This is a genomic window from Coprococcus sp. RTP21204st1_G4_RTP21204_210225, from assembly GCF_040915385.1.
Lineage (GTDB): Bacteria > Bacillota > Clostridia > Lachnospirales > Lachnospiraceae > Allocoprococcus > Allocoprococcus comes.
Genome location: NZ_JBCPDP010000002.1, coordinates 242,452 through 269,124, shown reverse-complemented (window position 1 = coordinate 269,124; position 26,673 = coordinate 242,452). Strand labels below are relative to the sequence as shown.

Genomic DNA, 26,673 nt, shown 5'->3' with positions numbered 1-26,673 from the left:
ATTTTGAACATACAAGTATCTTACTTTTTTTGTTCACTTTGTCAATATTTTCGTCTGTAAATATGAAATTTTGTTCACATTCATAAACATTGACAAAAAAGAACGCAAAAAACGTCTTTTCCCCGTTTTTTGCGCCCTTTTTTCGTCATTTTTATGTATTATTTATTTCTGGTTGCGGAACTGTACCGGTGTGATATTGTACGCCTTCTTGAAAAGTCTGTTGAAATGCTCTACATTCTGATATCCAACGGTCAGTGCAATATTTTCAACGGTCATGCTGCTGCTCTTTAACAGGGCACGTGCCTTTTTCATTCTGACTTTTTTGACAATATCCCCGAAAGTCATTCCGGATTTTTCTTTGATATATTTAGAAAGATACGGTTTGGACAGGAAGAATTTTTCTGCCAGATCATCTAAAGATACATCCAGATAATTTGCCTGGATATAGTTCATGATCTCTACCATTCTTTCATCTTTACATTCATTCACATTCTTCAGTTCATCGATCTTATTGACAGCAACTGTCAATGCCTCAATAGAAGCTTTGATGATATCGGCATCAATTCCGACTCCCCAGTAGGTCTTTCCATTGCAGATGACACCTACATAAGCACATGCCTTGGAAGAAGAACCTCGTGTCAGGGAATGTTCTTCGTAGAAGCTCAGTTCATAGCTGATACCAAAGTACTGTTTGATCGCATTGCTGACTGCGTCGAGACGTCCGTTACCGCCTGCTGTTACCACACGTTTTCCATTTGCATGGGAAATGGTTGCATCTGCTATAATACCATCTTCCTGTTTGAAGTGGCATTCATCGATAGAGAAGATTCCTTTGTAATTTACATAATGATCTTCAAAAATGTGGTATACCCAGTCCGGAGTCAGCTCCTTGTGTGCTTTATCGGATACATCTTTTACCATGTAGCCGACTTCTTCACGCATTTCTTTCGGAACGCTGATGCCAAAGTTCTGTTTCAGAATGTAGCTTACACCGCCTTTTCCTGACTGGCTGTTGATACGGATAACATCTTTATCGTAAGTTCTTCCGATGTCCTTCGGATCGATCGGCAGATACGGTACGGTCCAGTGATCTCTTTCTTCCGCTTCACGCCATGCCATACCTTTTGCGATGGCATCCTGATGGGAGCCGGAGAATGCGGTAAATACCAGATCTCCTGCATATGGCTGTCTTTCATAGACATGCATTCTGGTCAGGCGTTCGTAGATTTCACGGATCTTTGGAATGTCAGTGAAATCCAGTCCCGGATCTACACCCTGCGAGAACATATTGAGTGCCAGTGTCACGATATCCACGTTACCGGTACGTTCTCCATTTCCAAATAAGGTTCCTTCGATACGGTCTGCACCTGCAAGAATACCCATTTCAGCAGTTGCCACGCCGCATCCACGGTCGTTGTGTGGGTGAAGGCTGAGTACCACGCCATCACGGTATTTCAGATTCTTATCTACATATTCTACCTGTCCTGCAAATACATGCGGCATTGCGTTTTCTACGGTTGTCGGAATGTTGATGATTACTTTTTTATCTTTTGTCGGCTGCCATACATCCAGTACTGCATTGCAGACATCCACTGCATAGTCCACCTCTGTTCCTGAAAAGCTTTCCGGACTGTACTCGAAAGTAAAGTTTCCTTCTGTCTGATCAGCAAGCTGTTTTAACAGCTTTGCTCCGTCGATGGCGATTTGTTTTACCTGTTCTTTGTCTTTTTTGAAAACCTGTTCTCTCTGTGCAACAGAGGTTGAGTTGTACACGTGGATCACAGCATGTGGTGCTCCCTGTACGGCTTCGAAGGTACGTTTGATGATGTGCTCTCTTGCCTGTGTCAGTACCTGGACAGTCACGTCATCCGGGATCATGTCTTTCTCGATCAGGGTACGCATGAACTGGTACTCTGTCTCAGATGCTGCCGGGAATCCGACTTCGATCTCTTTGAATCCCACATCAACCAATAACTGGAAGAATTCCAGCTTTTCATCCAGACTCATCGGCTCGATCAGTGCCTGGTTTCCATCACGCAGGTCAACGCTGCACCAGATTGGCGGTGCGTCTACATAATCTTTTTTCACCCAATCATATTCAAATTTCGGAGGCATAAAATATTGTCTCTCGTATTTTTTACAATTTTCCATTTTGTTTCTCTCCTTTTATTTAATTGGAAAGGGCGGCATCTGCTTTTTCTTCTGTTCATATGAAAAAACAAGAAATTTTTCATAAAAATCACACAATTTTCCTAATTCCTGACTTTTCACAAATATCCGTCAACTTTCTTGTCTTATTTTGTTGTCTAGCTAATGCTAACATATCTTATCGCGAAAGTCCATTGATGAATTTAAGCAATTTTCTTGATCTATTTTATTCTTCTCGTGTTTTAAAAATTAAATTGGTAAAACATTTCACACATTTTCATGGCTATCCAGGTAAATGTTCTCCGTCTGACTGTTTCTTTTACAACAGCCTGGCAGCTCTCCCATTTCTCCCCATTTAAGAGATACGTGATCTGTCCGACCGGTGTTCCGCTTTTCACCGGCGCATCCAGTTTTTCCGGTACTTCTGTCTTTTCTTCTGCCACATCATCATCTCCGACCAGAATCTTACCCGGACTTTCTTTTCCTTTGATTTCCACTTCCACTGCTGCTTTTCCAAACAAACCATTTTGGGAAATACCGTTTTCCACGGGTATTTTCGAAAGCTCCGGTATTTTCCACACCTCAGCATAACGATAGTGTGCCATTCCGTACTCCATCAGTTTTCTGGTATCTGTCCATTTATAATTCTTGTTATTTGGCCAGCCACAGGCAAGCAGTGCCACTACAAATGTGCGGCCCTCACTCTGTAAAGCCCCTACATAGCAGTATCCGGCATCCCCGGTAAACCCTGTTTTCCCGGAAATCGCGCCATCCATCATCTGAAGAAATGCATTGTGGTTGCTGCAGCTAAAATTCCCCTTTCCCTCAGCATCAGAAAAGCTGTATACCGGCATTTGCGTGATCGCAAGAAATTCTGCAGCTTTGGGAGAACGCAGGACACAGTAGCTCATGATTTTTGCCAGATCTGCAGCTGAAATGCTGTGTACACCGCCCACGTCCTCTCCATCCAATCCGTTTGGCGTAACAAAATGTGCCTCAGTGCATCCGATCTCTTCCGCCTTTTCATTCATCCACCCGGCAAATTGCGGAACGGATCCTGCAAGGTGTTCCGCGATCGCCACTGCAGAATCATTATGGGATTCCAGCATCAGGGAATATAGAAGATCCCCCAGATAAAACGCTTCCCCTTCGTGCATTCCCAGATGAACCTTCGGCTGTGCGACCGCATTTGCAGAGGCTGTCACCAGGTCCTTCGGATTTCCCTTTTCCAGCGCAAGAATGCAGGTCATGATCTTCGTTGTACTTGCCATCGGGCGCATTACATGCTCTTCTTTTCCGAGCAGAACCCTGCCGCTGTCCGCATCCACCAGCGCAGCGGAACGGGCATAGAGCTGGGTAAGAAGCTGCTCCCTTTCCTGCTCACAGGTTTCTTTTTCCTGTGCAGTCTGCGCATCCGAGACCGGTTCCTTTTGCTGCGTAGTCTCCATTATCTGTGTCCGTTCATTTTCTTCCGCAGGCACTTTCCCGGATAAGGCCTTACCCGGACTTTCTCCTGTGGATTCTCTCCATAGCATCTTTCCTTGAAAAATCTGCAAACTAAAAAAGAATACCATGCACGCTGCCAGAATCCCTCTTCTGGTCCGTGCCGGTATTCCATTCCTCTTCTTTTCTTTCTTTTTCATGCGCCCCGGTCTCCCTCCTGCTCTTTTCTGTTCCATTTTATGAACAGGGACAGGCGTTTATACTATGGATTCCATTTTAAATATTCAGCCGGATCTGTGCCTCATCTTCCGCTTCTTCTTTGAATGTCTCCAGCTTCTCCGGTTCAATGCCCGGGAGATCATCTAAAGACTGCACACTGAATCTGCGCAGAAATTCTTCGGTTGTTCCAAAAAGCAGCGGACGTCCCGGTGCATCAAGGCGCCCAAGCTCGCAGACCAGATTGTACTCGATCAGCTTGTTTACCGCATGATCCGATTTGACTCCGCGAATCTTCTCAATCTCCAGCTTGGTGATCGGCTGACGGTAAGCAATGATTGAAAGCGTCTCCAGCATGACATCTGTCAGAACATACTTTTTCGGCTGCTTTGCGATCCGGATCAGATACTCATACATCTCCGGTTTGCTACAGAGCTGATATGCATGATCCAGTTCGATGATCCGGATGCCACGCTCCTCTTTCTGATACTTGTCCATCATATTATGGATAAGTTTCTCCGTCGTCGGCACATCCTGCTCGATCGCGGATGCGATCTTACTCACCTCGACCGAATCTCCCATAGTGAACAGGATTGCCTCTATGATACTCTCCAACTGTTTTGTTCTCATTTTCTTCTATACTCCTTGCCGCAGTCCCTCGTCCGATGTAATGATGATATCATCAAACGTATGTTCTTGATATACCTGTATCTCTCCTGTCTTCATCAGCTCCAGCACCGCCAGGAAGGTGACAATGATCTGTACCTTGGATGCCTGCTTTTTCAGGAGATCCCGGAAACTGAATCTGTGATGTACCTTTGCATACTCATAAACATATTCCAGTTTCTCCGGAAGCGTAACCTCTTCTTTCTCGATCTTGCCGAACTTACTTCGGATCGGATCCGTCTTATCTGCCTGTCTTTTCAGGAGATCCTGAAAAATATCATTCAGCTTCGTCAGGGTCAGCCCGTCAAGAAGCGTATCCAGATCTACCGGTTCTTCGTATTTCTTTACTTCATCCGGAATAGTCGCTCCCTTATAGAACAGCTTTTCTCCGTCCACCTGGCGGTCACGCAGTTCATAAGACATGTATTTGTACATCTTGTACTGCAAAAGCTGCTCTACCAGTTCCTGACGCGGATCTTCTTCCTCGCCCTCTTCATTGACTTCCTTTGGAAGAAGCATCTTGCATTTGATGTCCAGAAGTGTCGCCGCCATGACCAGAAACTCACTCATGACATTCAGGTCTGCTCTGTCCATCGCCTGGATATATTCCATATACTGGTTGGTGATCTCTACGATCGGAATATCGTAGATGTCTATTTTATTTTTATCGATCAAATGTAAGAGCAGATCCAGAGGTCCCTCAAAAACCTGCAGCTTTACCGGTATTCCTTTTCCCATAGATATCCTTTCCAGTCAAATTGTCGATAACCTTATTTATTATACAGGAAAGCCGGGATGATATCAAGTACGACTAACTCTGCCGGATTCCAGAAGCGGAAATTGATCGTGTGGGTTCCGAGCCCTTTGCTGACCACAATATATTTCCCGTCTTTTTCATAACAATCCCCGCTGTAGCGTGGAAACAGACAGAACTGCGGACTGATCACACCGCCAAGCAGTGGAAGTCTGGCAATCCCGCCATGTAAATGTCCGGACAGCACCAGGTCTGCTCCCCACTTCCAGTAGGTTTCTGCGTAAAGCGGATGATGTGCCATTAAAATGCAGTATGCGTCCGTCTCTGCACTGCCAATCCGTTCTTCCATCTCGCCAGTCGTAAGCGGACACACCTTCCATCCTTTTTTATAGCATCCAAATGGAAGCTCCATCCCATATAAGCGCAGCTTCATCCCGTTTACCGGGATCTCTTCTGATCCATTCACCAGGACATGAATCCCTGCCTTTTTCAGTTCATTCTCATAATATCCATATTCTTTGCCGTAAATCTCCGGCTGCTCATGCATTCTCTGCTCATGATTGCCATTACAGCACCAAACCGGTGCGATCTGTGGAAGTTTTTTCATCAAATCCGCTGCCGGTGTCCAGTCTCTTCCGGCTTTCCCGACCAGCATATCGCCGCCTGCCAGAATCAGATCCGGCTTTGCTTCCCTGATCGCCAAAAGCAGCTCCTCATTCTCTTTTCCATAGACATGATTATGCAGATCACTTAAGAAAGCAATCCGTACTTTTCCGGCATCTCCCTTTATTTTACTGGTTCTGATCCGGTATCTTGTAATCTTGAAGCAGTGCAGCTCCCGCCATACTTCTGCAAGAACTGCTGCTGCAAAAATCACCAGTATCAATACGATAATCCCTGTTGTCTTCATCTCTTCCCTCTTTCGTTATACCATCATTTCTTCCAGAATTTTAAGGAATGCGCCCCCAAATGTCAACTCCCCGACACCTTCTGTCGCATAAACCGGAACGCTTCCGATGGTTTTCTCATTCAGCCGGTAAATGACTTCTCCGATCTGGTCGCCTTTTTTTACCGGGGCAGTCTGTTTCTGTATCTGTACCTCTTTTTCCACGGCAGACAGATCTGATCCACTAGTATCCACATACCGGAAACCCTCCAGCGTCTCTCCCTTTGCCTTCTCCTGCATTCCATGTTTCACTTCGGCATACACAATTTTTTCCAGTGCCTTTTCATCCTGGTAAATACTGCATTTCCCAAAGCCATAGTTTAACATGGCAATGGCATCCTTTATCCGTGTCTTAGAATCCGGCTCTGCCATCACAACCGCAATCATATTGACCCCGTCTTTTCTTGCCGTTGCAGACAGGCAGAACTTCGCACCGCTTGTGGATCCGGTCTTCAGTCCGGTTGCGTATTCATACTGCCGGATCAGTTTGTTGGTATTACTCAGTCCGAATTCACTGCTGCCCTTTGCCGTAGTGTGGGTAATATTTTCCATCCAGATCGTTGAGTAGTCCTCGATCTGTGGATACTTCGTGATCAGTTCCCGTGACATCAGTGCAATGTCTCTCGCTGTCGTCAGATGCCCTTCCGTGTCCAGTCCATTACAGTTGACAAAATGGGTATTCGTCATTCCTAGTCCTGCCGATCTCTGATTCATCTTTTCCACAAAAGCCGGTTCACTCCCGGCAATCTTTTCTGCCATCGCCACGCAGGCATCATTGGCACTTGCCACAGCAATGCACTTGATCATTGTATCCACAGTCTGCTTCTCACCAGCTTCCAGAAATACCTGGGATCCGCCCATCGATGCAGCGTACTCAGAAGTTGTGACTTCGGTATCCGGCGTGATCGTTCCGTCTGCCAGTGCATCAAAGATCAGAAGCAGCGTCATAACCTTTGTCACACTCGCCGGGGGCTTTTTCTCATCCGCATTTTTTTCTAAGAGAACCTGACCTCCGGAAGCTTCCATAATAACTGCGGACTCAGCAGATAGTTCCAAACCGGTCAGATTGCCCGAATTGTCTCTGTTCGTCTGCTCCGGATCCTCCTGCCGGATCACATCCTGCATAGCTTTCGGTCTTTCTCCCGGCTCGAAAACATCTGCCGCCCGGACCGGGATCTCATATACGGTCTGCACGCACAGAACCATGCCAAGCAGACCTGCCAGAAATTTGCGCATCATAAGACTCCTTTTTTCCATCCATCGATACTATATAAATAAGCCTTCTAACAGGAAAATAGAACCTTTCTTTACACTTCCCGGTTCATTTTTTCGCCTTCCTCATTGAACCAGTCCATTGCCTGACAGATTCCTTCTTCTGCAAATGGGAATTCTCTCTTTGTGATCTTTTCCTGTGGAATCTTATCATAAATAAACGGTCCTTCCCAGATACTTCCGACAAGAATCGTTTCTGAATTTTCCTCATCGGTCTTTTTTTCTTCTTTCGCCAGGCGATAGTTCATTTTTCCCATACTTCCGTTAAATTTCGCTTTTTTATAAAAATTCAGCGGAAAAAGCTGCATTCTTTCTAACATATTTTTCACCTCAAAAACCGGCACAGAAACTGGGGAATTTCTGTGCCGGTACTCTATTTTTTATACAATTATATCAATAAGTCGGAGGAATGTCTATACTATGCAGTCTTCTGATCTGCCTCATATTTTGCAGCAGCTTCGTTGATTGCATCTCTCATGATCTCGATTGCCTGATCTACGTGTTCTTTTGCAAGGATCAGTGGCGGGATCATACGGTTTACGCTGTCGCCGATCGCTGTGATCAGAAGTCTTCTTCTGAAGCATGCCCATTTTACTTCAAGAGCGATCGGAATATCGTATTCGCATCCTACCAGAAGTCCTTTTCCTCTTGCTTCTTTTACATGTGGAAGATCTGCAAGTTTTTCTTTCATGTATTCACCCATTACTTTTGCATTTCCACTTAAATCTCTGTCGAGGATTTCAGAAATGGAAGCAAGAGATGCGGCACATGCAAGTGGATGTCCACCGTATGTAGAGCCATGTGTTCCTGATGTAAATACTGCAGCTACTTCTTCACTTGCGCAGCATGCACCGATCGGCATTCCGCCTCCCATAGCTTTTGCCATCGTTACACAGTCAGGTTTTACACCATATCCCATGAATGCCATTGGAGATCCTGTACGTCCCCATCCGGTCTGTACTTCATCGAGAAGGAGAAGCATACCTCTTTCATCACAGAGTTTACGAAGTCCTTCGATAAATTCCTGTGTTGCCGGATGTACACCACCTTCGCCCTGTACCGGCTCGATCATGATCGCGATCGTGTTATCTGTTACTTTTGACTTGAAATCTTCAAGGTTGTTATATTCTGCGTAGGAGAATCCCGGAAGCATCGGTTTGAATCCAAGCTGGCATGCGTTATCCGGCTGTCCTGTTGCGGAAAGTGCTCCGTATGTTCTTCCGTGGAAACCATTGATTGCTGTTACGATATGGTAATGTTCCGGACCATATTTTTCAACGCCGTATTTTCTTGCCATCTTGATCATACATTCGTTGGCTTCTGTTCCTGAGTTCTGGAAGAAAATCTTATCCATTCCGATCGTGTCACAGATCTTCTTTGCGAGAAGTGCCTGTGGAATTGTGTATGGGTAATTGAATGTATGCATGATGTCATCAAGCTGGTCTTTTACTGCTGCGACAACCTTCGGATTTCTGTTACCTGGTGTATTTACGGCAACTCCACCATAAAAGTCGAGGTAAGCTACCCCTTTTTCATCGTAGAGATACATACCTTCTGCACGTTCTGCGATAAAATCATATCTTGCATAGGTTTCTACCATATATTTTTTTACAATGTCCTTTAATTCTTCTGCTGTGAGTCCTGTGTCTTTGAGTTTCATAAGAATCTCCTCGCTTTCCTTCTTTTGATCATATACTACTTCATGCTATTCGTTCCGGACTTCGAATAAAAATGTGTAAAAGAATGTGCCTTTTGTTTAGCAAGAAATCCCTTCGGAATTTACCGCCAAACAAAAAGACGCCATGTACTAACTGTACATGACGTTCTTGTCGTTTACAAGACACAGTATAGACCACAGTCTATAGTTTTGTCAACAACAATTATGTCAAAAATTTATCTTTCATTTTGTCTTTTGCTTGTTCAATCTGCTGTATTTGTTCCTCATCCATGCTTTCCTGAAGATTTTCTTTCTTCTGGCGATAAATTGTCGCGGAAAAATCCATAATGTATCCAATCAGGATCAGATTGCCAATTACACGCCCTGCACGAACCGGTATCATGGCAACAAACGCTGCAACTATGTTCTGCAGGAACATAAAAAGGAACAACGTATAGAATCCCCATGCGATCGAACTCTCCAGACAGATGATCCCCCTGTAGTTAAATGGCTTCTCATGGTAATCCCACCAGATCTCACCGAAAATGCGCTTCATCACAAGTGCCGTCAGAAATTCCAACGTCGTTGCAAGAAACGATCCCAGGAAAAACAGCAGTATACTATTGTCGCTATACGGACGTAATACAAAAAACACCGTAAGAGCACCAAACCCGTAGATCGGGCAAAACGGACCTTTTGCAAATCCCCTGTTCGTAATCTTATGATTACAAAATGACATATAGATGGATTCCACCAGCCATCCCATCATGCTGTAAGTCAGAAACCACATCACAACCTCATATCCATCTATTCCAAATATTATCCTATTCCACCACATAAAATTTTCCTGTAAAAATGGAGGGTTTATGAATCATAAACCCTCCATTATTGTTCTGCACATATTAGTTATATTTACGTTTTCTAGCAGCTTCAGATTTCTTTTTACGTCTAACGCTTGGTTTTTCGTAATGTTCTCTTTTGCGAATCTCCTGCTGAATTCCTGCTTTGGCACAGTTTCTTTTGAATCTGCGTAAAGCACTATCTAACGTTTCGTTTTCTTTAACGATTACATTTGACATAGTCTCACACCTAACCTCCCCTCCAGCCTGGTATTGTGCATCATACGACTGTTCGGGTATATTTATTGCACTACATTAGATTATATCATATTTTTCATCTCAGTCAAGAATTTTTTGAAAAATAGGAAAAATATGCATAAATCTGTCATTTTCCGGCATTATTTTATCTGTTCTGCCAGTACCTCTTTGACTTTTGCAAGGGCATCCGGGATTCCAGCCGGGTTCTTTCCGCCAGCCTGTGCCATGTTCGGACGTCCACCGCCGCCACCACCTACACAGGAAGCGATTGCCTTGATCAGGTTGCCTGCGTGAGCACCCTTCTTCATTGCTTCATCTGTTGCTGTAGCCATCAGGCTTACCTTGCCGTTCGCGCTGGATGCGATCACGGCCACGCCTTCTCCGATCTTCTCCTTGAGCTGGTCTCCAAGGTCACGCAGTCCGTTCATGTCCATATCTTCTACGCTGACAGCAATCACTTTTACGCCGGCTACTTCTTCTACCTGATCCATCACATCACCCATGGCATCTTTTGCGAGCTTGCTCTTCAGGCTTTCTACTTCACTGTGAAGTTCTTTGTTCTCAGCCTGAAGGTGTGCAATCTTCTCAGACACAGTATCCGGAGTTGCTTTCAGGAGCTTGGCTGCTTCATGAAGCAACTGTTCCAGTTCTCCATAATAATCCATCAGTCCTTTGGATGTAAGTGCTTCGATACGGCGTACCCCTGCTGCCACACCACTTTCAGACAGGATCTTGAATGCTCCGATCTCGCTTGTATTGGCAACATGTGTACCACCGCAGAACTCAATAGAGTAATCTCCCATATTTACAACACGGACGATGTCGCCGTATTTCTCACCGAACAGAGCCTGTGCTCCGGTCTTTCTTGCTTCTTCGATCGGCATGTTCTTAATGACAACCGGCAGAGATCTGGAAATGCTTTCATTTACCATATCTTCTACTTTCTGCAGTTCTTCCGGTGTCATTGCCGAGAAATGAGAGAAATCGAAACGAAGTCTCTTGTCGTCTACATAAGATCCGGACTGTTCTACATGTGTACCAAGTACGGTACGGAGTGCTTTCTGAAGCAGATGGGTCGCACTGTGGTTTCTTGCACAAAGCACACGTCTCTGCGAATCAACGGTCAGAGTAACCTGATCTCCAACCTTCATCATACCCTTTGCCATATAACCGATATGACCGATCTTGCCACCAAGCATCTTCTTCACATCTTCCACAACAAATTCACCGTCACCACATTTGATCACACCGTGGTCGGCTTCCTGTCCACCGCTTGTTGCGTAGAACGGAGTCTCATCTACAAAGATGGTTCCTCTCTCACCGTCAGAAAGAGCGTCTACGATCTCATCTTCTGTGGTAAGTACCGTAATCTTCGATTCATATTCCAGATGCTCGTATCCGACAAACTTAGAAGTTACAGACGGATCGATGGATTCGTATACGGTTGCATCTGCTCCCATGTAGTTCGTTGCCTTACGTGCTTTTCTTGCAGTCTGGCGCTGAACTTCCATTGCGGCTTTAAATCCCTCTTCATCAATATCTATACCTTCTTCTTCCAGGATCTCTTTGGTAAGATCGATCGGGAATCCATAGGTATCATATAATTTGAACGCATCTTCTCCGGACAGAGTCTTTGTTCCTTCTTCTGCCATCTTTTCTTTCATCTCATTCAGAATGACAAGCCCCTGGTCGATGGTCTTCTCAAACTGCTCTTCTTCCTTGCGGATGACATTCATGATAAAGTCTTTCTTTTCTTCCAGCTCCGGATATCCGTCTTTAGAGCCTTCGATCACAGTTGCAGCAAGATCTGTAAGGAATCCCGGTGCAATGTTCAGAAGTCTTCCGTGACGGCATGCACGGCGGAGAAGACGGCGAAGAACATATCCTCTTCCTTCATTAGACGGCATAATACCATCAGAGATCATGAAAGATACAGAACGCACATGGTCTGTGATTACACGCAGAGATACGTCTGTGCTTTCATTATCTCCATAAGATACTCCTGCGATCTCACATACCTGGTCACGCAGTGCTTTTAAAGTATCAATATCGAACATAGAGTCTACATCCTGTACGATACATGCAAGTCTCTCAAGTCCCATACCGGTATCAATATTCTTCTGCTTCAGTTCGCTGTAGTTTCCATGTCCATCATTGTCGAACTGTGAAAATACGTTGTTCCAGATCTCCATATAACGGTCACATTCGCAGCCTACTGTACATCCCGGTTTACCGCATCCGTATTTTTCTCCACGGTCATAGTAAATCTCTGAACACGGACCGCACGGACCTGATCCATGCTCCCAGAAGTTGTCTTCTTTTCCGAAACGGAAAATCCTCTCCGGTGCAATACCAATCTCTTCGTTCCAGATCTTCCATGCCTCATCATCGTCTTCATATACGGACGGGTACAGACGATCCGGATCCAGTCCAACCACTTCTGTCAGGAATTCCCATGACCAGTGGATCGCTTCTGTCTTAAAGTAATCACCGAATGAGAAGTTACCAAGCATTTCAAAGAAAGTACCGTGACGTGCAGTCTTTCCTACGTTCTCGATATCTCCTGTACGGATACATTTCTGACAGGTTGTCACACGGCGTCTCGGCGGGATCTCCTGTCCTGTAAAATATGGTTTCAGCGGTGCCATTCCTGAGTTGATCAGCAGAAGGCTGTTATCATTGTGCGGCACCAGCGAAAAGCTTTTCATTTTTAAATGACCTTTGCTCTCAAAAAAGTCAAGAAACATGCGTCTAAGTTCGTTAACTCCGTAAGCTTTCATCTTTATCCTCCTCGCTTCTATCAGCTAAATTCTAATTATAAAGAGATTTTGATGGCTTGTCAATATAATGGAATTTAAAAAGGAACCGCATTTTCTGCGATTCCTTCTTTTTTCCATTCTACTTAGTCTCTGAATTCTTTGCGTCTTTTCTTTCACGAAGCTTCTTGCCTGCAAAAACCCCTCCGACTGCAAACACTCCGATAAAGAGCATCTTCAATACCGTAGAGATCAGTGTTGAAAAAAATGCCATCTTGTCATGCCTCCCATGCTATCATTTTCTTTTCTCCTTGATTTATGCATATTATAGCATATACAAAAAAATTTTCCAAACTTTTTTAGCATTTTCACATACAATTTCGACCTTTTGTATCTGCCTTGCAGTTCCTACTACACCATGCCAAAAAATTTCTGCGCATAGTGTACGGACTGCATGGCATCTTTTCCATAGAAATCTGCCCCGATCATATCCGCGTAATCCTGGTTCAGAACAGCCCCGCCTACCATGACTTTGCAGTCCGGTTTTTTCTCTCTTAAGAGTTTGATCGTCTCTTCCATGCTGACTACAGTTGTGGTCATCAGCGCACTTAAGCCTACCAAAGTGACATTCTCCTCAACTGCTTTTTCTACGATTGCCTCCGGCGGCACATCCTTTCCGAGATCGATCACATCAAAACCATAATTTTCAAGAAGAACTTTCACTATATTCTTTCCGATATCATGGATATCACCTTTTACGGTAGCAAGGATGATCTTCTCCTTCTTTTCTTCTTCCTGTCCGGATGAAGCAAGCACATCCTTGATAACCGCAAAGGCAATCTTCGCAGCATCCGCACTCATCAGAAGCTGCGGAAGGAAGACGGTTCCCTTTTCAAAACCTTCACCGACTACATTGAGTGCCGGGATCAGTTCCTCCTGGATGATATCCAGCGGTTCCCTCGTACCGATCAGGTCACGGGTGATATGATGCGTCTCTTCTTTCAGCCCTCTCTCGATCGCATATTTGAGTGTCATCTCAACACCTGCAGCTTTTGGTGCATTTCCGGCTGCTGCAGCTGCCTGCGATGCCTGGACTGTCACCGTCTCTGTGGTTCCCGCATAAGTACTGATATAATTCGTACAATTTTCATCAAAGCCCATCAGTGCATTATAAGAACGATAAGCTTTCATCATATCTTCTGAGGATGGATTGATGATTCCTGCCGTCAGTCCGTTCTGCATTGCCATCGCATAAAAATAGCTGTTGACGATCGGACGCCTTGGAAGTCCAAAAGAAATATTCGATACTCCAAGAACGGTTCTGACCCCGAATTCTTCCCGTACTCTCTTCAATGCTTCCAGGGTAACCTTTGCCCCGTCCTTTTCCGAACTGATGGTCATGGTCAGCACATCAATCACGATATCTTTCTTGTCGATTCCGTATTTGGCTGCTTCGTTGATGATCTTACCTGCAACACGCACACGACCTTCTGCATCCTTCGGAATCCCCTCTTCATCAATGGTCAGTCCGACAACCACACCGCCATATTTCCGGATCAGAGGAAAAACTTCGTCCATAGAAACCTGCTTTCCGTTTACAGAGTTGATCATCGGCTTTCCATTGTAGATACGCATTGCACGTTCCATAGCCTTTCCATCTACCGTGTCAATCTGAAGTGGAAGACTGGTCACGCTCTGCAGTTCTTTTACAACTTTTTCCATCATGGCAACTTCGTCAATATCCGGAAGTCCTACATTGACATCCAGAATGTGCGCGCCCTTATCCTGCTGCGTGATCGCTTCTTTCAGAATGTAGTCCATATCTTCATTTTTCAGTGCTTCTTTGAATTTTTTCTTTCCGGTCGGGTTGATTCTTTCTCCGATGATACGCGGCATATCATCCAGGATCACAGCCTGTCCATAAGAAGATACGATCGTATCATGCTTTTTCTCGATCTTGCGCAGCGGAAGATCTTTGCATTCTTCTACCAGCTTTTTAATATGCTCCGGTGTCGTTCCGCAGCATCCGCCGATCACACAGGCTCCTCCTTTTACAACCTCCTGCATGATCCGGGCAAACTCATCCGGCTCTACATCGTAATACGTTTCCCCGTTCTTCTGCTTCGGAAGTCCGGCATTTGGCTTCACAATGATCGGAAGGGAGGTATATCTTCTTAAATCGTTCAGGATTGGAAGCATCTGTTTCGGCCCAAGTCCACAGTTCAGCCCCAGTGCATCTACGCGGAGTCCTTCCAGCATTGCCACAACAGAAGGGACATCCCCACCTGTCAGAAGCTTTCCTCTTTCATCAAAGATCATGGTTACAAATACCGGAAGAGAAGAATTTTCTTTTGCTGCAAGAATGGCTGCCTTTACTTCATAGGTGTCACTCATGGTCTCGATATGGATCAGGTCTGCACCGTACTTTTCTCCATAGCGGACGGCTTCTGCAAATGCTTCATAAGCATCATCAAAATCCAGATCTCCCATTGGTTTTAATAGCTTTCCGGTCGGTCCCATATCCAGTGCCACATAAGTCTCTTTTCCAATCTGTTTCCCTGCTCTTTTTGCATTTGCAATCCCTGCACGGATCACTTCTTCAACCGTATATCTGTCATCATGAAATTTGCAGACATTAGCGCCAAAGGTATTTGCAAGAACCACATCACTTCCTGCTTCGTAATATCTGCGGTGAATCGCTTCCACCTTTTCCGGATGTTCGATGTTCCAGGTCTCCGGAAGTTCTCCCGGTGCAAGTCCTTCTGCCTGCAGAAGAGTTCCCATTCCTCCATCTAAAAATAAAAGTTCTTTTCCCAAACGTTCTCTGATATTCATACCCTACGCTCCTTAATTTCTTCTGTAAATGCAGTCCTTCTTCTCACACGCTTCGCAGCCTTTGATGTGGCATTTTTCCTGCGTATCACTGATCCCAATGATTGCAGTCACCGATTTTGTCGGTGTGAGCATATAGCTGTCTGTCATGGTAAGTCCGATCTTCTTTGCCGTATCCAGCATCCGTAAGATATCGTCCTGATGATGGATATCAAAATCACCGTATCCCGGACTGAATCTCGGTCTGAGCCATTCATTCTGTGCTTTTAACTCTTCTCCGATCGAAAGCTGCAGATCGTCACAGTACTCCTCCAGATATGCAGCTGCGCATGCCTGCAATACGACAGATTTCGCCATATCTGTCAGTGAATAACGTTTCATCAGTATATCGACACTGGTACCGAGTGTTGCGCCAAATACAACTGCCCCTTTGCAACCTCTGAGATTCTTTCCGAGACTTCTGCTTTTAATATTCATTTTTCCGATCGTCACCTGGTCTTCTCCTGTAACTTTACAGTCAAAAATGCGATAGACGGATTTTGCCTGCGTAGTCTGATCGAGCTCCCCGAAGGAAACATCGATCAGCGCAAGCGTCTGTTCATCTACCGCATGTCTTCCATATCCCAGATAACGAATTGCTTCTTTCGTTCTGGCATCTGTCATCTTTCTTATGTTCCTTTATTTTACGATTTCTGAAAGGTTCTGCATGATTGCAGCAGCTACTTCCGGTTTATTCATCGAATATACGTGGATATTGCGGACTCCATTTGCGATCAGGTCAATGATCTGGTCGGTCGCATATGCAATTCCCGCCTGCTTCATCGCTGCCGGATCATCTCCAAAATAATCTACGATCGCACGGAATCTCTGCGGAACAGCAGTTCCTGAAAGGGCACAGCTTCTTGCGAGCTGCTTTTTCGTTGTGATCGGCATGATTCCCGGAAGCACCGGTATCATGATTCCCTGTTCACGGATACGATACAGGAAATTATAGAAAATATCATTATTGAAAAACATCTGTGTGGTAATAAAATCCACTCCACAATCTACCTTTTCTTTGAGATAACGGATATCATCTTTCTTGTGTTCCATCTCTACATGTCCTTCCGGATAGCATGCAGCTCCGATGCAGAAGTCTCCCATTTTTTTGATGTCTTCGATCAGTTCACAGGCATGAGAATACTGTCCCGGAAGCGGAAACTGTCCATCCTGCGGGATATCTCCTCTGAGTGCAAGGATATTCTCAATCCCTTCTTTCTGAAGCTGTCCGATAACCTTATGTACCTCTTCCTTGGTTGAGGATACACAGGTCAGATGTGCAAGTGCCGGAATCTTCAGGTCATTCTTGATATGACTTGCAATCTTAACCGTATTCTTACTGGTTCCACCACCGGCTCCATAGGTAACACTAATAAATGACGGGGTAAGTTCTGCGATCCCATCCGTTGCTTTTAACACGGATTCAAAGCCCGCATCCGTCTTCGGTGGAAACACTTCAAAGGAAATATGTACTCCGTCTGCTTTAATTTTGTCTATAATCCTCATAATGAATGTTTCTCCTCTGTAAATTTTTTCATTTCATGATACCATATTTTCCGGTAAATTACCAGAATGCATTTTACATATTTTCGTAAAGTTCTTCGTAAAGCTTGGCTGAATTCTTCCATGAGAAGTCTTTTTCCATACCACGCTCTACGATCTTGTTCCAGTCACGCTTCTTGTCATAGTAAATCTGTTCTGCATATCTTACAGTTGCAAGCATCTCATGCGCATTGTAATTGGTGAAGCTGAATCCGGTTCCGGTCTTCTCGTATTCGTTGTAAGCTTCTACAGTATCTTTGAGTCCGCCTGTCTCTCTTACGATCGGCACCGTACCATATCTCAGACTCATCAGCTGGCTCAGTCCACATGGTTCAAATAATGACGGCATCAGGAATGCATCACAGGATGCATAGATCTTGTGAGACATCGGCTCTGAATAATAGATCTGTGCAGATACCTTATCCGGATACTTCCATGCGAAATGACGGAACATGTTCTCGTATCTCTCATCTCCGGTACCGAGTACGACGATCTGAACCGCATCCTGGCAAAGTTCATCCATCACACAGTCGATCAGGTCAAAGCCCTTCTGGTCGGTCAGTCTGGATACGATACCGATCATCATACGGTGCGGATCTCTCTCCAGTCCGAGTTCTTCCTGCAGCGCCATTTTATTTTTCACTTTCTCCTTGCGGAAGTTTTCGACAGAGTAAGTTCTTGCAATGTTGGTATCTGTTGCCGGATTAAAATCATCATAATCAATACCATTGACAATTCCTGACAGGCAGTTTGCTCTTGCCTGCATCAGTCCTTCCAGCTTCTCCCCGTAAAACGGTGTCTTGATCTCTTCCGCGTAACTGCTGCTTACCGTTGTCACACGGTCAGCGTAGACAATTCCGCCTTTCAGATAGTTGGCATTGTCATATGCTTCCAGCTTATCCGGTGAGAAATAGTATGCCGGAAGTCCGGTGATATCCATAACCGTCTTCTTATCCCAGATACCCTGGAATTTGAGGTTATGTATAGTGATCACAGTCTTGATTCCACGGAAAAACTCATTGTTATAGCGGAAATTATCCAGATAAATCGGAACAAGCCCGGTCTGCCAGTCATGACAGTGAATGATATCCGGTCTGAAATCCAGAAGTGGCAGTGCACTTAAGGCTGCTTTTGAAAAGAATGCAAACTTCTCAATATCGTATGCAATATCACCATATGGCTTCGAACCATTAAAATAATATTCATTGTCTATGAAATAAAAAGTGATTCCTTCGTATTGAAGTTCAAGAAGCCCTACATACTGCTGTCTCCAGTTCAGATCCATATAGAAATGAAGTCTGTAAGAAAGTTTATCTTTCCATTCGTCTTTCATGCACATATACTTTGGAAGCATAACACGTACATCGTATTTGTTCTTATCAAAATATTTTGGTAGTGATCCCACTACATCGGCTAATCCTCCTGTTTTGATAAACGGAACTGATTCAGATGACACAAATAATACTTTTTTCATTTAACACCCTCCTTACTCTCACGGCTTATTTATAATTATACCGCAATTTCACTCGTTTGAAAAGAATTATCTGCGCTTTGATTTCAGTCTGATCGTGTCTGCGACCAGAGCAATAAATTCAGAATTGGTCGGTTTTCCTTTCCCGTTACTTACTGTGTAACCGAAAAGAGCTTCTAAGGTATCCAGCTTTCCCCTGCTCCATGCAACCTCGATCGCATGGCGGATCGCCCGTTCAACACGGCTCGATGTGGTCTGGTTCTTTTTCGCGACTGTCGGATACAGGATCTTTGTGATCGCATTTAAAACTTCCATATCGTCAACCGCCATTAGAATGGAATCCCTCAAATAATGATACCCTTTTATATGTGCCGGGATTCCGATTTCATGGAGCAGTTCTGTCACCTGTGTTTCCAGGTCCTCCTCAGAAGGTTCCGCATATACGGTATAATCTGTGTAAGGCGCTACACTCTTTTCCGCATGTCCGGAGCTTTTGATCCGCTGAAGGATTGTTTCATTGCGAAATGGTTTCAGGATGTAGTAGGCTGCTCCTTTTTCGAAGGCATCTTCCGTGATCCTCTCCTGTCCAATCGCAGTTACAATAATAAAATTCGGCTGTTTCTTTACTGTTTTATCTGCGCCTATCATTTCCATCACACTGATTCCATCCATTTTCGGCATAATCAGGTCAAGAAGTACAACGTCAGGCTGTTTATCTCTTATAATGTGATAAATATCTTCTCCGTTCCTGGCTTTTCCCACCAGTTTGAGATCTTTATCACTTTCTACAATTTCTCCTAGTAAATTCAACATTCTTTCGTTATCGTCAGCAATCGCTACATTCAGTTTTTCCATAAAGCCTTTCCCCTCCTTAAAGTGACAATTTGCACTGGAATGTAACCTATTATAACCTTCTGTATTCTGCGAATACAAGCAAATGGTGTCGCAGAAATCTGACAAGGTTCGCATATTTCAATCTTTTTTCAGATTTTCCAGCATGTTTTCGATAAATATTCCGTATCCTTTTGTCGCATCCTGTACGAAAACATGTGTCACTGCACCTATAATCTTTCCATTCTGCATGATGGGGCTTCCACTCATTCCCTGCACAATCCCACCGGTCAGTTTAAGTAACCGTTTGTCAGTAACCTGAATTTCAATCCCCTTGTTCACCTCCCTGGCATCCAGGTCAACTTTTGTGATTCTGACTGTATAATCTTCTGTCTTTCCGCTTACTGCACAGCGGATATACGCCTTTCCAACCTGAATTTCTTCCTTTGCCACAGCCGGATAAGCTTCTTTGCTGTCAAATATTCTCTCAATCCTGTCTAATTTCCCATAAATCCCTGTCTCTGTGTTTGTAGTAATCGAACCTAAAATATTGTAATGATTGTAGACAATGATCCCTTCCATCCCTCCGGGATTTCCGTTCTCACCTTTTTTAATATTCTGAATGCTGGTATCATATAATCTTCCCGTTGACATTTCGATCAGTTTGCCGGTATCTACATCATGTATTCCATGTCCCAACGCACCGTATTCACTATCCGCATTCAGAAAAGTGATTGTGCCGAGTCCCTGCGCGTTATCACGCACCCAGATTCCAAGTTTATATGCCCCGCCTTCATCTTTTGTCGGATGAAGTTGTACATCAATATACACTTTTTTTCGACGAATGTGTAAGATGACGGACTTATTCGATAATTTTTTAACCCGTTCGATAAGCTCAGATTTATTATAAATACTGTCAGAATCAACTCCGACAATATAATCTCCCTCCTTCACCAGATGCTTCGCCGGATTCACACCGATCCCATCTTTTCCCTTAATTTCCTGCGTCCCCAGCACCATCACGCCATCCGTCTCCATATAGATCCCAACCGGCATCCCTCCCGGAATCAGAAGGTTTCCCGAAAGTTCACTGACCGAAGCCTCCCTCTCCGCTTTCTTGGCCCGCCATTCCCTGTAGCAATAGCCGCCTCCTATAACCACAATTACCGCTAATAACACACTTAACATTTTCCGATAACTTCTAACCGACATTACACACCCCTTTTTCCTCCCTAAAATTCCGCAAAAAATAAGGCAGGATTTTTTCTCCTGCCTCTAGTATGTGCTCAATCTTATTTTTTCAAACCCGATGCCAGAATTTTCATCTCCCGAGCGTTTTCCAGCACCGCATCCGTAATCTTTGCGCCTCCAAGGATCCTTCCCAGCTCCTGCACAGATTCTTCCCTGTCAAGCTGCCGGATCTTGGTCTTTGTCATCTGATCTTCCACCCGTTTTTCAATCAGGTAATGAGTATCTGCCATTGCAGCAATCTGTGCCAGATGCGTAATGCAGATCACCTGATGTTTCCTGCCGATCAGGCACATCTTCTCGGAAACCTTCTGTGCGGTACGACCGCTGATCCCCACATCGATTTCATCAAAGATCAGTGTCTCGATCTCATCTTTATCCGCCATGACTGCCTTGATTGCAAGCATGATGCGGGAAAGTTCACCGCCGGATGCCACAGTTGCAAGCGGTCTTGTCGGTTCACCCGGATTCATGGAGATCATAAATTCCACCTCATCCGTTCCTTCTACTGTGTACCCGGAGGTTTTTGAAAACCGAATTTCAAAGCAGACATCCAGGAAATTCAGATCCTGAAGTCCTTCTGCGATCTTTGCCTGCAAAAGCTTTGCCTCTTTTTTACGGATCTTCGACAGACCCTCGCATTCTTTTTGCAGACGTTCCTCTGATTTTTTCAGTTTTCCCTTTAATTCATTTAAATATTCATCATAATTTTTTAAAATCAGGAGGCGCTCCTCGTCATCCGCCTTATGCTGCAGGATTGCCTCTGCCGAATCTCCGTATTTGACCTTCAGATGATTGATCTGGTTCAGCCGGCTCTCCGTCTCATAGAACTGTTCCGGTTCAAAGGAAAGACTGTCCAGATAACAGCGAAGCTCGCGCCCGGAATCCCCGATCAGATTCTCCACTTCGACCAGCTGTTCATACAGTTCTCCCGATTTGTCATCATGTTCTGCCGCCACAGCTGCCGCACGTACTGCCCGTCCGATCGCTTCTGCCGCACTTATACCGCCTTCTCCTGCTGTATACAGATACGCCTCTTCCAGATTCTCTGCGATTCTTTTCCCCTGCATCATCCGCCGGTAATCTTCTTCTACCGACTGGCATTCTGCCGCAGTGATTCCTGCATTTTCAATCTCATCAATCTCAAATTCAAGAAAAGAAATCTCTTTGGCTCTCTCAGCCTCGTCTTTATCGGCTTCCTTAAGTTCTTTTTCCAGCCGGCGGTATTCCCTGTATGAATCCGCCACTTTTTTCTTCCATTCTCCGGCTTCTTTTGCAAATGCATCCAGAATTGCCAGATGATTTTTTTTATATAACAGTGACTGATGCTCATGCTGTCCGTGAATATCGATCAGAACCTGGGCTGCTTCCTTTAGCCGCCCCAGTGTCACAGTCTCTCCATTGATCCGGCTCACACTTCGGTTTCCGTTAAACCGTCTGGTGATAATGATCTGCCCTCCGTCCGGCGAAAGATCCATCTCTTCCAGCTTCCGTACCGTTTCCGGATTTTCCACATAAAAGGTCAGTTCTACAAGTCCCTTATCGGCTCCCTTACGAAGCATATCTGCTGAATATCTTCCGCCCAGGGCAAGACTGACACTCCCCAGGATAATTGATTTTCCGGCACCGGTTTCCCCGGTCAGGATATTGAGTCCACCAGAGAAATCCACTTCCGCCTCATCGATCAGCGCCAGATTTTTTACATGCAAATTTTGTAACATTCCTTCTCCTGTCTATTGTTCCAGTAGTTTCTTGATCTTTTCCATCAGTAGAATCGTATCATCCACGGTCCGCACAGCGCACATGATCGTATCATCCCCGGCAATACAGCCAACGATCTCATTCCAGTTCATCGCATCCAGTGCCGCAGCCACCGCCATCGCCATACCGGATACCGTTTTCAGTACCAGAATGTTCTGAGCCATATCCATAGAGCTGAATCCATCCCGCAAAATGCGCACATATTTTTCAGTCATTCCGTTCTGTGCACTCTGGAGTACCGCATATTTCTGCCTGCCGTTTTCTGCCGGAACCTTGGTGAGCTTTAAGTCGCGGATGTCTCTGGATACCGTTGCCTGCGTCACTTTAAATCCCGCTTCATTCAGATACTCGGCAAGCTCATCCTGTGTCTCAATCTGATATTTGTTGATCAATTCTACAATTTTGGCATGTCGGTTTACTTTCATCTTCTAGTTTCCTTTCATCTTTTCACGTAATGTTTCCAGAAAGCTCACTTTGCTGAGTTTTACGATTTTCGCTGTCTCCCATGCCTTTTTGATCCGGATCCGGTCACCGGTATGAAGCGTGACTTCATCCGCACCATCATATGCAATCACTGCTTCCTCGATCTGATTTTCCCGTTTTGCACCAATCTCGATCACGATCTCATCTTTGTCCGCGAAAACGATACTGCGGGAATTGAGTGCATGCGAGCAGATCGGTGTCACAACGATCAATGACGCTGTCGGCTCCACGATCGGTCCTCCTGCAGACAGATTGTACGCAGTAGAACCCGTTGGTGTGGACACGATCAATCCGTCCGCATCATAGGAGTTCAGAAACTCTCCGTTAACATAGAGATTAAAATGAACAATCTTCATGCTGCCGGATCTTGTCATGACAATATCATTGAGTGCCACATCCCTTACATTGCGGTATGCAGCGGATCCATACAGCATCATTCTCTCTTCAATCGTATAATTGCCCTCTACGAGCTGTTTTACAGCCTCTTCTACATTCTGCACCTCTACCTCGGTCAGATAGCCAAGGGTGCCCATATTGATTCCAAGCATCGGAAGATCCCGCCCGAACAGACGTCTGGATGCCTGGATAAAGGTTCCGTCTCCGCCTACCGTCAACACACAATCAATATCCTTTGGAATCTTGATCTTTGAAAAATTTCCTTCTTCCGGCTGCTCTTCCAGATAACATTTCTTCCCGTAGGATTCAATGCATTTTTTGATTTTCACGGTGATCTTCCGATTTGCATCCTTCATATCATTCGTGATAATGTAAAACTTTTCCATGTCTTTTTATTTCTTCTCCTCAGCCGGATCCTTTTTTGCAAGTGTGTCAAAAGCAGCATCGACAGTCCCCCGAATGTCTACGCTCTCCACAATCCTTGCCTCTTCCTCCGGCCTTTTTTTCAGATGTACCAGATACTCGATATTCCCTTCCGGTCCTTTGATCGGTGAAAATTCAAGTGCTGCTACTTCAAAGCCGATCGATACTGCATAATCGGTTACTTTTTTGATGACCTCGATATGGGTACTCTTTTCCCTTACCACACCTTTTTTCCCAACCTTCTCACGTCCGGCTTCAAACTGTGGCTTGATCAACGCAACGATCTCTCCGTTCTCTTTCAGGTAATTGCGGATTGGGAGAAGTACCTTCGTCAGCGAAATAAAAGAAACATCAATCGATGAAAAATCAATCGGTTCTCCCAGATCTTCCGGCTGTACATAACGGATGTTGGTCTTTTCCATGCAGACCACTCTTTCATCCTGACGTAATTTCCAGTCCAGCTGACCATGTCCCACATCGATGGCAAACACCTTGACTGCTCCATTTTGCAGCATGCAGTCTGTAAATCCTCCTGTCGAAGATCCCACATCGGTACATACCTTTCCTTCCATGGATACATCAAAATTTTTCATCGCCTTTTCCAGCTTAAGTCCTCCGCGGCTGACATACGGAAGTGCATGTCCACGGACTTCGATCTGAACCTCTTCCGAAAAGGAAGTTCCCGCTTTATCCTCTCTCTGCCCGTCCACGAATACATTGCCGGACATGATGATCGCTTTTGCCTTTTCTCTGGAGGATGCCAGATTTCTCTTTACAAGTAATACATCCAACCGTTCTTTCATTCTCTATCAATCCCTCCTGCTCTCTTCTGCTATATATGCAGTGATAATCCTGGCCACGCAGGATTCAATATCCAGCATCACCTCACTGCGAAGTAGGTCTACACTTCCGTGTTCGATATAGTCATCCGGCAGTGCCAGATTCAGAACCTCTGCGTCTGTCTCAAGACCTGCCAGATAAGCAGTCACAAATTCTCCGAATCCGCCTCTGCGGATATTCTCTTCCAGTGTCACGATCAGCCGGTGTTCCACCGTCAGTTTCCGGAGCATCTCCTCATCCACCGGCTTTACAAACCGGGCATTGATCAGGGTACAGTTATATCCAATCTCTTTCAAACGCTTCCGAACCTGAACTGCCTGCTCAAACATATGTCCGACACTGATGATCGCAATATCCTCTTCTTCATAGACCGGTTCACTCTTTCCATACTCGATCGGTGCTCTGTATTCACGGAATCCGTCAAATGCGCTGCCTCTTGGATAGCGCACTGCTGCCGGTGCTCCAAGTCTCACCGCAAACCGCACCATATCCGCCAGTTCCCATTTATTTTTCGGAGAAAGGACGGTCATATTCGGAATCATTGACAGATAAGAAAGATCAAAGATCCCCTGATGAGTCTCCCCATCGCTTCCCACAAGTCCTGCCCTGTCCACAGCAAATACGACCGGAAGCTTCTGCAGACAGACATCATGGATCATCTGGTCAAATCCTCTCTGTAAAAACGAAGAATATACAGCAAATACCGGATGCAGTCCTGCCGCAGCAAGTCCTGCCGCAAAGGTCACGCCATGTCCCTCTGCGATCCCCACATCAAAAAAGCGGTCCGGATAGTATCTGTGAAATGCTGCCAGGCCGGTACCGTCTTCCATTGCCGCCGTGATTGCTACCAGTCTGTCATCTTTTTTTGCCAGATCCAGCATAACCTTGGAAAACACATCTGTACAGGAATCCTTTCCACTTTTGGAAATCGGCTCTCCTGTCTGGATATCAAACGGACCTGTTCCATGGAAACGGGAAGGGTTTTCTTCTGCCGGCAGATACCCTTTCCCCTTTTTCGTCAGGGCATGGACAAGCACCGGTCCTTTTACCCTTTTTGCCTCGGTAAACGCACGGCACAGCGCCTTCAGGTCATGCCCGTCCACCGGTCCTAAATACTTGATTCCCATATCTTCAAAGAACATTCCCGGAACCAAAAGCTGCTTGATGCTGCTCTTGGTGCGCTTAATATGCCGCACCATCTTTTCACCGCCAAACGGAATACTGCCAAGTACATTTTCCACGGTATCCTTCAGGTCGGTATAGGCCTGGGCAGTGCGCAGCTCCCCGAGATAACTGGACATTCCACCGACATTTTTGGAAATAGACATATGGTTATCGTTGAGTACGATGATGAAATTCGTCTTCATCTCCGCAGCATTATTCAGTGCTTCATAAGCCATTCCTCCGGTCAGTGATCCATCACCGATAACAGAGATCACGGAATAATCCTGTCCCAGGATATCCCTCCCTCTGGCATATCCAAGTCCGGCCGAAATCGAAGTGGAGCTATGACCGGTATCAAAGGCATCACAGTCACTTTCTTTCCTCTTCGGGAAACCACTCATACCGCCGTATTTTCTCAAACCATCAAATCCTTCTTTCCTTCCGGTCAGAATCTTATGCGTATAAGACTGATGCCCTACATCCCAGATCATCTTATCCTCCGGAAGCTGAAAACTGAGATGCATTGCCATGGTAAGCTCTACCACACCCAGATTGGATGCAAGATGCCCTCCTGTCTTGCTGATCTTCTCAACAAGAAAGGTACGGATTTCTTCTGCAAGCCCTGCCAGTTCCCGTTCATTTAATTTTTTGATATCATTCGCTTCGTGAATCTGCTCCAGATACACTT

General features: G+C 45.2%; 23 protein-coding genes. All 23 read right to left on the bottom strand.

Features of this window, described 5'->3' with window-relative positions; genetic code table 11:
* Positions 1-162: 162 nt before the first annotated feature.
* The gene (locus AB5213_RS03000; protein ID WP_008369222.1) at positions 163-2,151 is read right to left on the bottom strand and encodes a 2-isopropylmalate synthase; all 1,989 of its coding nucleotides are present in this window, start codon (positions 2,149-2,151) and stop codon (positions 163-165) included.
* Between the two features lie 239 nt (positions 2,152-2,390).
* Positions 2,391-3,791, bottom strand: coding sequence for a D-alanyl-D-alanine carboxypeptidase family protein (locus AB5213_RS02995; RefSeq protein WP_368276294.1), 1,401 nt, complete (start codon positions 3,789-3,791; stop codon positions 2,391-2,393).
* Positions 3,792-3,867: 76 nt separating this feature from the next.
* Positions 3,868-4,437 carry an SMC-Scp complex subunit ScpB gene (gene scpB, locus AB5213_RS02990; protein ID WP_055155895.1) on the bottom strand — a complete coding sequence of 190 codons (570 nt, stop codon included), beginning with the start codon at positions 4,435-4,437 and terminating at the stop codon, positions 3,868-3,870.
* A gap of 6 nt (positions 4,438-4,443) precedes the next feature.
* Positions 4,444-5,211: a ScpA family protein gene (locus tag AB5213_RS02985; RefSeq protein ID WP_368276293.1), complete on the bottom strand. Its 768-nt coding sequence runs from the start codon at positions 5,209-5,211 to the stop codon at positions 4,444-4,446.
* Positions 5,212-5,243: 32 nt separating this feature from the next.
* The gene (locus AB5213_RS02980; RefSeq protein WP_368276292.1) at positions 5,244-6,137 is read right to left on the bottom strand and encodes a metallophosphoesterase; all 894 of its coding nucleotides are present in this window, start codon (positions 6,135-6,137) and stop codon (positions 5,244-5,246) included.
* A gap of 15 nt (positions 6,138-6,152) precedes the next feature.
* A complete protein-coding gene (locus tag AB5213_RS02975; protein ID WP_368276329.1) occupies positions 6,153-7,409 on the bottom strand; it encodes a D-alanyl-D-alanine carboxypeptidase family protein in 1,257 nt (418 codons plus the stop codon).
* Between the two features lie 71 nt (positions 7,410-7,480).
* On the bottom strand, positions 7,481-7,765 hold the full coding sequence (locus AB5213_RS02970; protein ID WP_022219906.1) for a hypothetical protein: 285 nt from the start codon (positions 7,763-7,765) through the stop codon (positions 7,481-7,483).
* A 98-nt stretch (positions 7,766-7,863) separates the two neighbouring features.
* The gene (locus AB5213_RS02965) at positions 7,864-9,105 is read right to left on the bottom strand and encodes an aspartate aminotransferase family protein (RefSeq protein ID WP_368276291.1); all 1,242 of its coding nucleotides are present in this window, start codon (positions 9,103-9,105) and stop codon (positions 7,864-7,866) included.
* 220 nt (positions 9,106-9,325) lie between these two features.
* Positions 9,326-9,940, bottom strand: coding sequence for a putative ABC transporter permease (locus AB5213_RS02960; RefSeq protein WP_055247085.1), 615 nt, complete (start codon positions 9,938-9,940; stop codon positions 9,326-9,328).
* A 64-nt stretch (positions 9,941-10,004) separates the two neighbouring features.
* The gene (gene rpsU, locus AB5213_RS02955; protein ID WP_004054229.1) at positions 10,005-10,181 is read right to left on the bottom strand and encodes a 30S ribosomal protein S21; all 177 of its coding nucleotides are present in this window, start codon (positions 10,179-10,181) and stop codon (positions 10,005-10,007) included.
* 158 nt (positions 10,182-10,339) lie between these two features.
* Positions 10,340-12,979, bottom strand: a complete 2,640-nt coding sequence (gene alaS, locus AB5213_RS02950) for an alanine--tRNA ligase (RefSeq protein ID WP_368276290.1) — start codon at positions 12,977-12,979, stop codon at positions 10,340-10,342.
* A 118-nt stretch (positions 12,980-13,097) separates the two neighbouring features.
* Positions 13,098-13,229, bottom strand: a complete 132-nt coding sequence (locus AB5213_RS02945; RefSeq protein ID WP_195249974.1) for a vanadium nitrogenase — start codon at positions 13,227-13,229, stop codon at positions 13,098-13,100.
* A 137-nt stretch (positions 13,230-13,366) separates the two neighbouring features.
* Positions 13,367-15,790, bottom strand: coding sequence for a homocysteine S-methyltransferase family protein (locus AB5213_RS02940; RefSeq protein ID WP_368276289.1), 2,424 nt, complete (start codon positions 15,788-15,790; stop codon positions 13,367-13,369).
* Between the two features lie 12 nt (positions 15,791-15,802).
* Positions 15,803-16,450, bottom strand: a complete 648-nt coding sequence (locus AB5213_RS02935) for a vitamin B12 dependent-methionine synthase activation domain-containing protein (RefSeq protein ID WP_195479249.1) — start codon at positions 16,448-16,450, stop codon at positions 15,803-15,805.
* A 15-nt stretch (positions 16,451-16,465) separates the two neighbouring features.
* Entirely contained in the window at positions 16,466-17,332 is an 867-nt protein-coding gene (metF, locus tag AB5213_RS02930) for a methylenetetrahydrofolate reductase [NAD(P)H] (protein ID WP_008369248.1), read from the bottom strand.
* 73 nt (positions 17,333-17,405) lie between these two features.
* Complete coding sequence (gene glgA, locus AB5213_RS02925; RefSeq protein WP_055247077.1) at positions 17,406-18,842, bottom strand: glycogen synthase GlgA; 1,437 nt, start codon at positions 18,840-18,842, stop codon at positions 17,406-17,408.
* 66 nt (positions 18,843-18,908) lie between these two features.
* On the bottom strand, positions 18,909-19,694 hold the full coding sequence (gene spo0A, locus AB5213_RS02920; RefSeq protein WP_022220247.1) for a sporulation transcription factor Spo0A: 786 nt from the start codon (positions 19,692-19,694) through the stop codon (positions 18,909-18,911).
* Positions 19,695-19,811: 117 nt separating this feature from the next.
* On the bottom strand, positions 19,812-20,882 hold the full coding sequence (gene spoIVB / locus AB5213_RS02915; RefSeq protein WP_195479247.1) for a SpoIVB peptidase: 1,071 nt from the start codon (positions 20,880-20,882) through the stop codon (positions 19,812-19,814).
* Positions 20,883-20,962: 80 nt separating this feature from the next.
* Positions 20,963-22,639, bottom strand: coding sequence for a DNA repair protein RecN (gene recN, locus AB5213_RS02910; protein WP_177999779.1), 1,677 nt, complete (start codon positions 22,637-22,639; stop codon positions 20,963-20,965).
* 12 nt (positions 22,640-22,651) lie between these two features.
* Positions 22,652-23,104, bottom strand: coding sequence for an arginine repressor (gene argR, locus AB5213_RS02905; protein WP_008369259.1), 453 nt, complete (start codon positions 23,102-23,104; stop codon positions 22,652-22,654).
* A gap of 3 nt (positions 23,105-23,107) precedes the next feature.
* Positions 23,108-23,944, bottom strand: a complete 837-nt coding sequence (locus AB5213_RS02900; RefSeq protein ID WP_055260777.1) for an NAD(+)/NADH kinase — start codon at positions 23,942-23,944, stop codon at positions 23,108-23,110.
* Between the two features lie 6 nt (positions 23,945-23,950).
* Positions 23,951-24,784 (bottom strand): TlyA family RNA methyltransferase, encoded by an 834-nt coding sequence (locus tag AB5213_RS02895; protein WP_215633705.1) that lies wholly within the window; start codon positions 24,782-24,784, stop codon positions 23,951-23,953.
* A 6-nt stretch (positions 24,785-24,790) separates the two neighbouring features.
* The gene (dxs, locus tag AB5213_RS02890; protein WP_215633737.1) at positions 24,791-26,671 is read right to left on the bottom strand and encodes a 1-deoxy-D-xylulose-5-phosphate synthase; all 1,881 of its coding nucleotides are present in this window, start codon (positions 26,669-26,671) and stop codon (positions 24,791-24,793) included.
* Positions 26,672-26,673 lie beyond the last annotated feature (2 nt).